Here is a 13,198-nt window from a genome sequence, read left to right on the forward strand (position 1 = left end):
GCCTGGCATTTTTTTTGGCCGGTCGAAACATCGAACCCCAGGCCTTCACCGATGGTCTGCACCCTATACCGTTGAAACCCCTCACCGATAAAGGAGCCCCGCTGATGCCTCAAGAAATGACGCTCAACCAACGCATCGTTCTGGTCTCACGCCCTCAAGGCGCACCCACGCCGGAAAACTTTCGCCTGGAACGTGTGAGCCTGCCGGACCTGGCAGACGGTCAGGTGTTGCTCAAGACCCTGTACCTGTCCCTGGACCCTTACATGCGTGGACGCATGAGTGACGCGCCGTCCTACGCCGCGCCCGTGGAAATCGGCGAGGTGATGACCGGTGGGGCTGTCAGCCGTGTCGAGCAATCGCGCAACCCGAAATTCGAAGTGGGCGACCTGGTGGTCGGCGCCACCGGCTGGCAAAGCCACTGCATTTGCGAAGGCCATAACCTGATCCCGCTGCCCAAGGGCCTGCCGAGTCCGTCGATGGCCTTGGGCGTACTGGGTATGCCGGGCATGACGGCCTACATGGGCTTGATGGATATCGGCCAGCCCAAGGCCGGGGAAACCCTGGTGGTGGCGGCTGCGTCTGGCGCGGTGGGGTCGGTGGTGGGCCAAGTGGCCAAGCTCAAGGGCTTGCGCGTGGTGGGCATTGCCGGTGGCGCAGACAAGTGCCGCTACGTGATGGATGAGTTGGGCTTTGACGCCTGTATCGACCACAAGAGCGAAGATTTCGCCCATGAGCTGGCCCTGGCCTGTTTCAAAGGCGTGGACATTTATTTCGAAAACGTCGGCGGTAAAGTCTTCGATGCCGTGCTGCCTTTGCTCAACCCCAAAGCGCGCGTGCCGCTGTGCGGGTTGATTGCCGGCTATAACGCCCATGAAGCGCCCAGCGGCCCTGACCGTTTGCCGGCCCTGCAACGCACCTTGCTGACCAAGCGAGTGCGCATCCAGGGCTTTATCGTGTTCGATGACTACGGCGACCGCCAGCCGGAGTTCCTCAGTGCCATGGCGCCTTGGGTGCGCGAGGGCAAGATCAAGTTCCGCGAGGACGTGGTCGACGGCCTGGAGCAGGCGCCCGCAGCCTTTATCGGCCTGCTCGAAGGGCGCAACTTCGGCAAGTTGGTGGTGCGCGTCGCGCAGGATTGAGTATTTGACGCTAATCCGGGGCGCGGGTATAAACCGCGTCTCGTTGTTTTGTCGGACCCTTCGCCCATGAGCTTCAGCCCCCTGATTCGCCAACTGATCGACGCCTTGCGCACCTTGCCCGGCGTTGGCCAGAAAACTGCCCAGCGCATGGCGCTGCAACTGCTGGAGCGTGACCGCAGCGGCGGCACCCGCCTGGCCCAGGCCCTGAGCCAGGCCATGGAGGGCGTGGGCCACTGCCGCCAGTGCCGCACCCTCACCGAAGAAGAACTCTGCCCGCAATGCGCCGACCCGCGTCGCGACGACACGTTGCTGTGCGTGGTGGAAGGGCCGATGGATGTGTACGCCGTGGAGCAAACCGGTTACCGCGGGCGTTACTTTGTGCTCAAGGGCCACCTGTCGCCGCTCGACGGTTTGGGGCCGGAAGCCATCGGTATTCCACAACTGGTGGCGCGAATCGAAGAGCAGGGCACCTTTACCGAAGTGATCCTGGCAACCAACCCGACGGTGGAAGGTGAAGCCACCGCGCACTACATCGCCCAGTTGCTGACCAATAAAGGTTTGATTACTTCACGGATCGCCCATGGCGTACCGTTGGGTGGCGAGCTGGAATTGGTGGACGGCGGCACCCTGGCGCACTCGTTCGCAGGCCGCAAACCCATCGCGCTCTAAAGCCCATTGCAATCTGGGACTTCCTAACCCTGTAGGAGCGAGCTTGCTCGCGAAAAACTAATAGGCGCCGCGTTCACTCAGGAAGCACGCGTTATCGTTGATGTTTTTCGCGAGCAAGCTCGCTCCTACAGGATTAGCGCAGACACAGTCCCTGTGCATGACTTGATAACCAAGCAAGCGCTTGGTAAGTTCGCTCCATCTCGCCATGGAGCTTGCCGATGTCTGCCTATCAGGAATACTTCGATCCCAGCCACCAATTGGTCCGCGACAGCGTGCGCCGCTTCGTCGAGCGCGAGATGCTGCCGGGCATCGAGCACTGGGAGGAAGCTGAGAGCTTTCCCCGTGAGCTTTACCTCAAGGCCGGTGCGGCGGGCATTCTGGGCATCGGCTACCCCGAAACGCTGGGTGGCAGCCACGAAGGCGATCTGTTCGCCAAGGTCGCCGCCAGCGAAGAGCTGATGCGCTGCGGCTCCGGCGGCGTGGTGGCAGGGCTCGGCTCCCTGGATATCGGCCTGCCGCCCATCGTCAAATGGGCCCGGCCCGACGTGCGTGAGCGCATAGCGCCTCTGGTGCTCGCCGGCGAGAAGATCATCGCCCTGGCGGTCACCGAGCCCAGCGGCGGCTCGGATGTAGCCAACCTGCAAACCCGCGCCGTACGTGAAGGCGAGCATTACCGCGTGAGCGGTGCCAAGACCTTTATCACCAGCGGCATTCGCGCTGATTTCTACACCGTGGCCGTGCGCACGGGTGGGCCGGGCTTTGGTGGCATCAGCCTGCTGCTGATTGAAAAAGACACGCCCGGTTTTACCGTCGGCCAGCCACTGAAGAAGATGGGCTGGTGGGCGTCGGACACCGCCGAGTTATTCTTCGATGACTGCCGCGTGCCTGTGGGCAATCTCGTCGGTGTCGAAAACATGGGCTTTGCCTGCATCATGGGCAACTTCCAGAGCGAGCGCCTGGCCTTGGCCCTTATGGCCAACATGACCGCGCAACTGGCCTTGGAGGAAAGCCTCCAGTGGGCCGCCCAGCGCGAAGCATTCGGCAAACCCATCGGCAAATTCCAGGTGCTCAAGCATCGCCTGGCGGAAATGGCTACCGCCGTGGAGGTTTCCCGCGAGTTCACCTATCGCCAGGCCGCGAAGATGGCCGCCGGCAAGAGCGTGATCAAAGAGATTTCCATGGCCAAGAATCTGGCCACCGATACCGCTGATCGGGTGACGTATGACGCGGTGCAGATATTGGGCGGGCAGGGATATATGCGTGGCAGTCTGGTGGAGCGGCTGTATCGCGATAACCGGATTTTGTCGATTGGTGGCGGGACGCGCGAAGTGATGAATGAAATCATCAGTAAGCAGATGGGGTTGTAAGCCGGGGTGTTCTTTCGGCCTCATCGCGGGCAACCCCGGCTCCCACAGGGGAATGCATTCCAAGGTGGGAGCCGGGCTTGCCCGCGATGACGGCAGTACTGCCGACCCTTATCTCTCAGTCAGCCCAAATTGCGTCAGGCAATACGTCGGAATCCCCATGTCTGCCAACCGCTGCGAGCCACCCAACTCCGGTAAATCAATAATCGCCGCGGCTTCAAAGATCTTTGCCCCCATGCGCCGCACCAGGTTCGCCGCCGCAATCAGGGTGCCGCCGGTGGCGATCAGGTCATCGAACATCAGCACGGAGTCGCCTTCGCACAGGCTGTCGGCGTGCACTTCCAGGAAGGCTTCGCCGTACTCGGTCTGGTAACCCTCGGCCAGCACGTCCGCCGGCAGCTTGCCTTGCTTGCGGAACAGGATGAGCGGCTTGTTGAGTTGGTAGGCGATGATCGAGCCGATCAGGAAGCCACGGGCATCCATTGCACCGATATGGGTGAAATCGGCTTCGACATAGCGTTGGGCAAAGCTGTCGGCCACCAGGCGCAGGGCGCGGGGCGATTGGAACAGCGGCGTGATGTCACGAAAGATCACACCCGGCTTGGGGAAGTCGATAACGGGGCGAATCAGGGATTTGATGTCGAACGAATCAAAAGTCATCGTCGAGGAGTCCAGAGCGGAAAACGGACTCGAAGTATACCTGCGGCCTCGCCGATTGGCGCGGCCGCAGCCTGGATCAGACCTCCAGCGAACCGCCAGCCAATGCACACAGCTGGATCGGGTCGAGGATATGCACTTCTTTACCCTCGGCGGCAATCAACTGGTTCTGCTGGAAACGGGTAAACACGCGGGACACGGTCTCCACTGCCAGGCCCAGGTAATTACCGATCTCATTGCGCGACATGCTCAGGCGGAACTGGTTGGCCGAGAACCCACGGGCGCGAAAGCGCGCCGACAGGTTGACCAGGAACGTGGCGATACGCTCGTCGGCGGTTTTCTTCGACAGCAGCAGCATCATTTGCTGGTCGTCACGAATCTCGCGGCTCATCACGCGCATCAACTGGCGGCGCAATTGCGGCAGTTGCAGGGCCAGTTCATCCAGGCGCTCGAAAGGAATTTCGCACACCGACGTGGTTTCCAGGGCCTGGGCCGACACCGGATGAATCTCGGTGTCCATCCCCGACAGCCCGACCAACTCGCTTGGCAGGTGGAAACCGGTGATTTGCTCTTCGCCGCCGTCGCTGAGGCTGAAGGTCTTCAACGCGCCCGAGCGTACTGCGTAGACGGAATCAAACTTGTCGCCCTGGCGAAACAGAAACTCGCCTTTTTTCAGTGGGCGGCCGCGTTTGACGATGTCGTCCAGCGCATCCATGTCTTCCAGATTCAACGAAAGTGGCAGGCAGAGGGGGGCCAGGCTGCAATCCTTGCAATGGGCCTGGCTGTGAGCGCGCAGTTTGACTGGCTCGGACATTTCTTAAATCCTTGTGGGAAAACACACATAAGACGTAAGGGTAACGCACTGGGGGGCAGCGAGGCCAGCGTGTACAGAAAACCTGCACAGGTATAAAGATTTGTTGCTTGAGGTCGATACAAAGAGCACATCTCTTAGACGGAGCTCGGATCATGTCTGTTATAGCGGCCTACAACCCGGCTATTCGCATCCCTGTTGTGCCTGACGCGAAGCCGGTTACTGCGCTCAAGGACGAAGGTCCCACCCTTGAAAAATCTTCTGAAACCAAGGTCGTGGAAGGTGTGACAGTGACTATTTCCGCTGCGGCATTCAAAGCGGCAGGCGTGGAGCAGCGCAGCAATGCGGACATCGATGACAGTGGCCTGGAAGACAACGTCAAACAGGTACTGAAAATGATCCGCCAACTGAAGCAACAGATCGCCGAAAAACAGGCCGAACTGGCGGCGGTGGCCGCGGACAGTAATCTTTCCCCTGAAGAGGCGCGTGCCAAGGCCAGCGCGCTGCAGACCGAGATCGGTTCGCTGCAGGCTGGCCTGATGTCGGCTCAGACGTCGCTGGCCAAGGCGATGAAAGGCATGAGTGCCGAGGATTCGATGAAAGCTGCCTCCCTGGCGATGTAATCAAATCACCCGCGAAAACCGTTGCCTGTTCTGGTGCTCCAGGTAGGCATCGAACACCATGCACACCGAGCGCACCAACAAGCGCCCGGCTGGCAGCACGCGAATGCCCTGAGCGTCCAGTTCGATCAAGCCATCATCGGCCATTGTCTGCAATTGCGGCCATGACTCGGCAAAATAGCCGCGAAAATCGATGTTGTACGCCTGTTCGACCCCCTCGAATGCCAGGCTGAAATTGCAGATCAACTGCTGGATCACGTCCCGTCGCAATCGGTCGTCCGTAGTGCAGACCAGGCCGCGGCTGGTCGCCAGTTGCGCGCCCGCCAAGGCATTCTGGTACTGGTTCAGGTCACTGCTGTTCTGGCAATACAGGTCGCCGATCTGGCTGATCGCCGACACCCCCAGCCCAATCAGGTCGCAGTGCCCGTGGGTGGTGTAACCCTGGAAGTTGCGCTGCAGCTTGCCTTCTTCCTGGGCCACCGCCAGTTCGTCGTCCGGCAGCGCAAAGTGGTCCATGCCTATGTAGCGGTAACCGGCCTGGGTCAGTTGTTCGATGGTGGTTTGCAGCATCAGCAGTTTTTCTGCCGGCGAGGGCAGGTCGTCGGTGTTGATCCGCCGCTGGGGCATGAAGCGTTCCGGCAGGTGCGCGTAGTTGAATACCGACAGGCGGTCAGGCTGCAAGCGGATAACTTCCTCCACGGTGCGCGCAAAGTTCAACGGCGACTGCATGGGCAGGCCGTAGATCAGGTCGATATTAATCGAGCGAAATTGCAAGGTGCGCGCTGCATCGATCACAGCGCGGGTTTCCTCCAGGCTTTGCAGGCGGTTGACCGCCCGTTGCACCTCGGGGTCGAGGTCTTGCAGGCCGATGCTCACGCGGTTGAAGCCCAGTTCGCGTAGCAGGCCCATGGTGGCCCAGTCGGCTTCGCGCGGGTCGATTTCGATGCCGTAGTCGCCCGAGTCATCATCCAGCAAATTGAAATGCTGGCGCAGGCGTGTCATCACCTGGCGCAGTTCATCGTGGCTGAGAAACGTTGGCGTACCGCCGCCGAAATGCAGTTGCTCAACGGGTTGCTGCGGGTCGAGGTGGCAGGCCACCAATTGGATCTCCTGCTCCAGGCGCTGCAGGTAGGCCTGGGCGCGCCCCCGGTCCTTGGTGATCACCTTGTTGCAGGCGCAGTAGTAGCAAATGTTGGCGCAGAAGGGTACATGCACGTACAGCGACAGTGGCCGCACTGCCTTTCGGCTGTCACGCAGGGCGTGGAGCAGGTCGAAGGTGCCGACCTGGCTGTCAAATTGTACGGCGGTGGGGTAGGACGTGTAGCGCGGCCCCGCCAAGTCGTAGCGGTGAATCAGATCTGTGTCCCAACGAATGGCGTCGAGCATGCGGGCGGTCCCCCGGATTGGCTAGTGGGCCGAGTCTAGGGGCAGGGCGGTGCAGCCATCTTGATTTGCATCAACGGGGAGCGGCGCTATGCCACAGGGCCTGTTAATGCCCCATTAGCCAGTGCTGATGGGGGCCGGGCAAGGTCCAGAGGCCGAAGATCATCACCAGCACCCCACCGGCCACCCGCACGCTGCGCTTGCGCAATAACGCCGTCACCCGTTCGGCGGCCAGCCCGGTGGCCAGCAGCACCGGCCAGGTGCCCAGCCCGAACGCCAGCATCAGCAAGGCGCTGTCCAGCGCATTGCCCTGGCTCGCCGCCCATAGCAGGGTGCTGTAGACGAGCCCGCACGGCAACCAGCCCCACAGCGCACCCAGCAACAAGGCGCGGGGCAGGCTGGACACCGGCAGCAAACGGTTGGCCACCGGCTGCAGATGCCGCCACAGGCCGCGCCCCAGGCTTTCGATACGGGTGAGGCCGCTCCACCAGCCGGCCAGGTACAGGCCCATGCAGACCAACAGCAGGCCGGCGAGCACACGCATGAACATCGCCGCCGGGCTGTTGGCCACCGCCCAGCCGGCCAGGCCGATCAATAAACCAGCGGTGGCATAGCTGAGGATGCGCCCCAGGTTGTACGCCAGCAGCAGGCGAAAACGGCGGCTGCGTTGTTCCTTGGGAATCGCCAGGGTCAGCGCGCCCATCAATCCGCCGCACATGCCCAGGCAGTGGCCGCCGCCGAGCAGGCCGAGGATCAGCGCCGAGACCAGCAAAGGCGCCAGCTCAAGCATGAGGGGGCTCTTTGGGCGCTTGCTCGGGGTTGTTGGCTTCATCGATGGCGGCCAGGTGGTTCGGGTCCTGGTCGTCGAACAGCACGCTGTGGGCCGGGCCATCGAGGTCTTCGTACTGGCCGCTGTCCACGGCCCAGAAGAAGATGTAGATGGCCACGCCCACTAACAGCAGTGCCGCCGGAATCATTACATAGAGAGCTGGCATCTGTACTCCATGCCCACGCGGCTCAGGCCGGCAGCGGGCGGGTTGCTGGGGCGGTGCCCGGGGCTTGCGCGCTCGGCAGGCGAGTCAGGCGCAATGCGTTGAGTACCACGGTCAACGAACTGATGGACATGCCGATGGCCGCCCAGATCGGAGTGATCCAACCCAGGGCGGCGAACGGCAGCATAAGGCCATTGTACAACCCGGCCCACAACAGGTTCTCGATGATCACTCGGCGGGTGCGCCGCGCGAGGCTGAAGGCCTGCACCAGCGCATCCAGGCGGTTGGACAACAGCACCGCATCGGCGCTGGTTTTTGCCAGGTCGGTGGCCGAGCCCATCGCCACACTGATATCGGCAGCAGCCAACACCGGCACATCATTGACCCCATCGCCCAGCATCAGCACTTTGCGACCTTCCTTGTGCAGGTTTTGCAGTACCTGCAACTTGTCGTCAGGGCGCAGGCTGCCATGGGCCTCGTCGATACCCAGCTCAGAGGCGACACTGGCCACCATCGGCGAACTGTCGCCGGAGAGCAACAGCGTGCGCCAGCCCCGCGCCTTGCATGCGGCGAGCAAGGCGGGGGCGTCGCTGCGCAGACGGTCGTCGAGTACGAACCAGGCCAGCGCCCCGCTGCGGTCGCCCAGCAGCAGCCATTGCCCGGCTTCCTCCGGTGAGGCGGGAATCGCGCAGCCACTGAGTTCACAGACAAAACCCGGCTGGCCGATGCGCAACAGACGTTCTCCCACACGACCCTCCAGGCCCAGCCCTTGCGTGCTCAGCACTTCATCGGCGGCCAGTGGCGCACGGCCGAAGGCACGGGCAATCGGGTGTTCGGAACGGTTCTCCAGGGCGGCGGCAAGGCCCAGGCACTGGTCGCTGTCCAGCGTACTCAAGGGCCGAATGGCGCGCAACGCCAGGCGCCCTTCGGTGAGGGTGCCGGTCTTGTCGAAAATCACCGTATCAACCTGGTTCAGGCCCTCAAGCACATGGCCGCGGGTCAGCAGCAACCCGAGACTGTGCAAGGTGCCGGTGGCGGCGGTGAGCGCGGTGGGCGTGGCCAGGGACAGGGCGCACGGACAGGTCGCCACCAGCATCGCCAGCACAATCCAGAACGCCCGGGTGGGGTCCAGCTCCCACCACAGCAGGCCGATCAGTGCGGCGGCGATCAGCGAGCACAACAAGAACCACTGCGCAGCGCGGTCGGCGATCTGCGCCAGGCGCGGCTTCTCGGCCTGGGCGCGCTCCAGCAGGCGCACGATGGCGGACAGGCGCGTGTCATGCCCCAGGGCGCGTACTTGGACGGTCAGCGCGCCTTCGACATTCAGCGTGCCGGCCGTGACGCTCTCACCCGTGCGCCGAGGTTGCGGCAGGTACTCGCCGGTCAGCAGGGATTCATCAATGCTGGATTGGCCGTCGAGAATCACCCCATCCGCCGGCAGCACCGCACCGGGATGCACCAGCACACGATCACCCAGTGCCAACTCGCTGAGCAGGATGCGTTCGCTCTGGCCATTGTCCTTGAGGCGCAGGCAGGAGGCGGGCAACAGGTTGACCAGTTGGGCGGTGGCTGCGGCAGTACGCTCCCGGGCGCGGCGCTCAAGGTAGCGTCCGGCCAGCAGGAACAGGGCAAACATGCCCACGGCATCGAAATACAACTCGCCTACGCCAGTGATCGCCGTCCAGATGCCGGCCAGGTACGCGCCGCCAATCGCCAGGGACACCGACACGTCCATGGTCAGGTGGCGCGTGCGCAGGTCACGCAGGGCGCCTTTGAAGAAGGGTGCGCAGCTGTAGAACACGATGGGCGTGGTCAGAAACATCGCAACCCAGCGCAGGATGACGTGCAATTCCGGGCTCAGGTCGATATTGAATTCCGGCCAGGTGGCCATGGTTGCCATCATGGCCTGGAACCACAGCAAGCCGGCGACTCCCAGTTGTCGCAGGGCCAGGCGATTCTCGCTGGCCAATTGTTCGGCGGCGCGGTCGGCCTGGTAAGGGTGGGCGGCGTAACCGATATGGCGCAGCTCGCTGAGCAGTTGGCTCAACGGCAATTGCCCATCGGCCCAGCGCACGTGCAGGCGGTGGTTGGACAGGTTCAATCGCGCTTCGGCCACCGCAGGCAGGCTGCGCAGGTGCTTCTCGATCAACCAGCCGCAGGCGGCGCAACTGATGCCTTCCATCAGCAAGGTGGTTTCGGCCAGGTCGCCTTGATGGCGGACAAAGGGTTTTTGCACATCGGCGCGGTCGTACAGCGCCAGCTCGTCCACCAACTGCACGGGCAGCGCCTCGGGGTTGGCCGAGGCTTCGCTGCGGTGTTGATAATAGCTTTCCAGCCCGCCGGCCACTATCGCCTCGGCCACGGCCTGGCAGCCCGGGCAGCAGAGTTCGCGGCGTTCGCCGAGGATCTGGGCGGTGAACCGGCTTCCGGAGGGGACGGGTAGGGCGCAGTGGTAGCAGGGGGTGGGTTGGGTCATTACTCGGTTCCGCAGATCGTTCCCACGCTTTGCGTGGGAATGTTGCCCGTGACGCTCTGCGTCACAAAGCGGACGCAGAGCGTCCAGCAAGGCGTTACCACGCAGAGCGTGGGAACGATCATCGTCTACTTCTTCAGGTCCTCGGCGCCCTGCAACGGTTCGTCACCCAGCAGCAAGTCCTTGTCGTGGCTGACCTCTTCTTCTTCGAACAGGCGCCAGGTGTTGCCGCCTTCCACGCCAAGCAGTTCCACGAAACGGCGACCTTCGACCTTGTCGGTGACCTGGCCGATGTAGCGGCCGGGCTCGCTGTCGCTGCGGGTGAGGTTGATCTTGCGATCCTTCTCTGGCTGGGTCGGGGAGATCAGGTTCAGCTCCAGGGTATTTGGATTGCTGTAGCCAGTCAGTTGCAGCTCGACCTCGCCGGTCAGTTCGTCCAGGTGCAGCTTGCCGCGCAGTTGCAGGGTCTGGGCCAGGCGCTCGCGGTCCAGGGAACGGTTGATGCCTTTGCCGGCCTCGTAGTAGTTGTCGTTGACCAGATTGTCCGGGTTGTTCACTGCGATGGTCACCATGGACAAGGTCAGGGTCACCGAGCAGGCCAGAATCGCGATGATGATCCAGGGCCAGAGGTGCTTGTACCAAGGGCTGGCGGCAGTAGTTGCGGGCATGCGTATGTTCCCTGTTAACGGACTTGTGGGCCGATGAATCGGCTCTTGGCTTCAATATGGACGCTGGTGTCATCGGCGTCTTCGAGGATGAAGGTCACCTCGTTGGTGCTCGACGGCAACTGCTCGGGCGCACTCGACAACTCCACCGGCATGCTGACGATATCGCCGGCGGCCACTTTGATTTCGCGCCGGCCTTGCAGCTTGAGGTCTGGCAGGCCAGCGGCGTCGAGCACGTAGGTGTGGTCGCGCTGGTCTTTGTTCATGATCTTCAGGCTGTAGACGTTTTCGATGCGTCCTTCGGCGTTCTCGCGATACAGCACGCGGTCTTTGCTGACGTCGAAACCCACCAGCGAGCGCATGAAGAAGGCGGCCACCAACAGGCTGATCATCGCCAGCAATACCAGGGCGTAACCGATCAGGCGCGGGCGCAGCTTATGGGTTTTCTGCCCCGAAAGGTTGTGTTCGGTGGTGTAGCTGATCAGGCCGCGTGGGTACTCCATCTTGTCCATGATGTTATCGCAGGCATCGATACAGGCGGCGCAGCCGATGCATTCGATTTGCAGCCCGTCGCGGATATCGATACCGGTAGGACATACCTGCACGCACATCGTGCAGTCGATGCAGTCGCCCAGGCCCTGAGCCTTGTAGTCGGTACCCTTTTTACGTGGGCCACGCACTTCGCCACGGCGGGGGTCATAGGACACGATCAAGGTGTCCTTGTCGAACATCACGCTCTGGAAGCGCGCATAGGGGCACATGTAGATGCACACCTGCTCACGCAGCCAGCCGGCGTTGCCGTAGGTGGCGAGGGTGAAGAAACCCACCCAGAAATACGACCAGCCATCGGCCTGGCCAGTGAAAAAGTCGAACACCAGTTCGCGAATCGGCGAGAAGTAGCCGACGAAGGTGATGCCAGTGGCAAAGCCGATCAGCAGCCACAGGCTGTGCTTGCTGAACTTGCGCAGGAATTTGTTGGCGCTCATGGGCGCCTTGTCGAGCTTGATGCGCTGGTTGCGGTCGCCTTCGGTGACCTTTTCGCACCACATGAAGATCCATGTCCACACGCTTTGCGGGCAGGTATAGCCGCACCACACGCGCCCGGCGTATACGGTGATAAAGAACAGGCCAAATGCCGCGACAATGAGAATGCCCGACAGCAGGATGAAATCCTGGGGCCAGAACGTTGCGCCGAAAATAAAGAATTTACGCTCCGGCAGGTTCCACCACACCGCCTGGTGACCGCCCCAGTTCAGCCACACCGTGCCGAAGTACAACAGGAACAGAGCGGCACCGCCGACCATGCGCAAGTTGCGGAACAAGCCAGTGAAGGCGCGGGTGTAAATCTTCTCACGCGAAGCGTAGAGGTCGACGGTCTTGGCAGGCGGGGTAACGTCATGTACCGGTATCTGGTCGCTCATCATTGCATCCCACGGCGGTGGAGATTTGCCTCGGCCAGTACGTGCCAGCCGGGGTCAAATTAAGGGTGTTGCAGTGGCCTAATGATACGCCCCCGATGGTGCGCAAAGGGTGCGACCTTTGGTCGCGTTGGGGGAAATCAATTGATGGTGTACGTGACCTGGATCAATTGACTTGGCAAGTATGGACGGTTTTTGTCGGTAAGCCGGTCATTCGTCCCATGGATTGATCAGTGCAACGCCGCTCGATTGGAAGTCGCTGATGTTGCGCGTGACGACGGTGAGCCCATGAACCAGCGCAGTTGCGGCAATCAATGAATCACTTTCGTTGGCTCGGTCGGGTACATGCAAGTGTGCGCAACGCAACGCGACCGCTGCATCGACGGGCAGGATTCTGGCATCAAAGGCGGGCATCACATGACGCTTGAGCCAGGCTCTCAACACCTTCCCCTGCGCCGGGTCTCGCCGCTCAATTCGCAGGACTCCGGTTTCCAATTCCTTCAGCGTGATCGCCGAAATAAACATACGTGGCGCCACCACACTTTTTGCCCACGCCACGACATTTGCATCAGCCTGAGGTTTACGCAGTTCAGAGATCACATTCGTGTCGAGTAAATACATCAAGAAAAGTCCACGGGGCGATGAATGATCACGGCACGTTCGGTTTCGAAGTCGATATCGGCGGCTTCCGGCATCACCAAAAGATCAACGATGTCGGCGTTCAGACCTGTCAGCTTCTGGTAGTCCTCAATGCTTAGCAGTACATGGGCAGGCTTGCCGCGATCAGTGATAAAAACCGGCCCTTTGCGGGCGGCTTTTTTGGCACCACTTGTGTCTTGGTTGAATTCGCGGCTGGAAATGGTCGTGATGGTCATGGGGTAGGTCCCCCTTCGCTGGACTGAATGTAGTTACGTTACTACCTGGCGAATGCGCGCGGCAAGGTTGAGGCTACGAACGGTAGATTTGGCTTTGAAAGGTTCGCAGCTAAAACAAAAAAGCCCCGCCAG

Annotated in this window: 14 protein-coding genes; 4 read left to right on the forward strand and 10 right to left on the reverse strand. The window is 61.6% G+C overall.

Annotation, left to right across the window (positions count from 1 at the left end; translation table 11 throughout):
- Positions 1–104 precede the first annotated feature (104 nt).
- The 3 genes from HU730_RS19930 (at position 105) to HU730_RS19940 (ending at position 3,175) form a co-directional block, all read left to right on the forward strand.
- Complete coding sequence (locus HU730_RS19930) at positions 105–1,139, forward strand: NADP-dependent oxidoreductase (protein WP_096143534.1); 1,035 nt, start codon at positions 105–107, stop codon at positions 1,137–1,139.
- Positions 1,140–1,205: 66 nt separating this feature from the next.
- Complete coding sequence (gene recR, locus HU730_RS19935; protein WP_014719453.1) at positions 1,206–1,808, forward strand: recombination mediator RecR; 603 nt, start codon at positions 1,206–1,208, stop codon at positions 1,806–1,808.
- 218 nt (positions 1,809–2,026) lie between these two features.
- Positions 2,027–3,175, forward strand: a complete 1,149-nt coding sequence (locus HU730_RS19940; protein ID WP_060764193.1) for an acyl-CoA dehydrogenase family protein — start codon at positions 2,027–2,029, stop codon at positions 3,173–3,175.
- Between the two features lie 108 nt (positions 3,176–3,283).
- Here HU730_RS19940 and HU730_RS19945 read toward each other — a convergent pair whose 3' ends face one another.
- Both HU730_RS19945 and fnr read right to left on the reverse strand, forming a co-directional pair.
- Positions 3,284–3,832: an adenine phosphoribosyltransferase gene (locus HU730_RS19945; RefSeq protein ID WP_034128393.1), complete on the reverse strand. Its 549-nt coding sequence runs from the start codon at positions 3,830–3,832 to the stop codon at positions 3,284–3,286.
- 76 nt (positions 3,833–3,908) lie between these two features.
- Positions 3,909–4,643, reverse strand: a complete 735-nt coding sequence (gene fnr / locus HU730_RS19950; RefSeq protein ID WP_005790290.1) for a fumarate/nitrate reduction transcriptional regulator Fnr — start codon at positions 4,641–4,643, stop codon at positions 3,909–3,911.
- A gap of 152 nt (positions 4,644–4,795) precedes the next feature.
- On the opposite strand from fnr, the gene HU730_RS19955 reads away from it, so the two are divergent.
- The gene (locus HU730_RS19955; protein ID WP_080757733.1) at positions 4,796–5,263 is read left to right on the forward strand and encodes a FlxA-like family protein; all 468 of its coding nucleotides are present in this window, start codon (positions 4,796–4,798) and stop codon (positions 5,261–5,263) included.
- On the opposite strand, the gene hemN is transcribed toward HU730_RS19955, so the two are convergent.
- The 8 genes from hemN to HU730_RS19995 all read right to left on the reverse strand — a co-directional run bounded on the left by hemN (position 5,264) and on the right by HU730_RS19995 (position 13,066).
- Positions 5,264–6,646 carry an oxygen-independent coproporphyrinogen III oxidase gene (hemN, locus tag HU730_RS19960; RefSeq protein WP_096143531.1) on the reverse strand — a complete coding sequence of 461 codons (1,383 nt, stop codon included), beginning with the start codon at positions 6,644–6,646 and terminating at the stop codon, positions 5,264–5,266.
- A gap of 103 nt (positions 6,647–6,749) precedes the next feature.
- Positions 6,750–7,433, reverse strand: a complete 684-nt coding sequence (locus HU730_RS19965) for a sulfite exporter TauE/SafE family protein (protein ID WP_060764192.1) — start codon at positions 7,431–7,433, stop codon at positions 6,750–6,752.
- Positions 7,426–7,638 (reverse strand): cbb3-type cytochrome oxidase assembly protein CcoS, encoded by a 213-nt coding sequence (ccoS, locus tag HU730_RS19970; RefSeq protein WP_014719448.1) that lies wholly within the window; start codon positions 7,636–7,638, stop codon positions 7,426–7,428. The genes HU730_RS19965 and ccoS overlap by 8 nt, the downstream gene beginning before the upstream one ends.
- 22 nt (positions 7,639–7,660) lie before the next feature.
- Positions 7,661–10,111 carry a heavy metal translocating P-type ATPase gene (locus tag HU730_RS19975; RefSeq protein WP_096143530.1) on the reverse strand — a complete coding sequence of 817 codons (2,451 nt, stop codon included), beginning with the start codon at positions 10,109–10,111 and terminating at the stop codon, positions 7,661–7,663.
- Between the two features lie 125 nt (positions 10,112–10,236).
- Positions 10,237–10,776, reverse strand: a complete 540-nt coding sequence (locus HU730_RS19980; RefSeq protein WP_014719446.1) for a FixH family protein — start codon at positions 10,774–10,776, stop codon at positions 10,237–10,239.
- Between the two features lie 14 nt (positions 10,777–10,790).
- A complete protein-coding gene (ccoG, locus tag HU730_RS19985) occupies positions 10,791–12,194 on the reverse strand; it encodes a cytochrome c oxidase accessory protein CcoG (protein WP_034128398.1) in 1,404 nt (467 codons plus the stop codon).
- A 207-nt stretch (positions 12,195–12,401) separates the two neighbouring features.
- Positions 12,402–12,812 (reverse strand): type II toxin-antitoxin system VapC family toxin, encoded by a 411-nt coding sequence (locus tag HU730_RS19990; protein ID WP_034128399.1) that lies wholly within the window; start codon positions 12,810–12,812, stop codon positions 12,402–12,404.
- A complete protein-coding gene (locus HU730_RS19995) occupies positions 12,812–13,066 on the reverse strand; it encodes a type II toxin-antitoxin system Phd/YefM family antitoxin (protein ID WP_034128400.1) in 255 nt (84 codons plus the stop codon). The genes HU730_RS19990 and HU730_RS19995 overlap by 1 nt, the downstream gene beginning before the upstream one ends.
- Positions 13,067–13,198 lie beyond the last annotated feature (132 nt).

It is taken from the genome of Pseudomonas sp. SWRI22 (assembly GCF_014268395.2).
Lineage (GTDB): Bacteria > Pseudomonadota > Gammaproteobacteria > Pseudomonadales > Pseudomonadaceae > Aquipseudomonas > Aquipseudomonas paracarnis.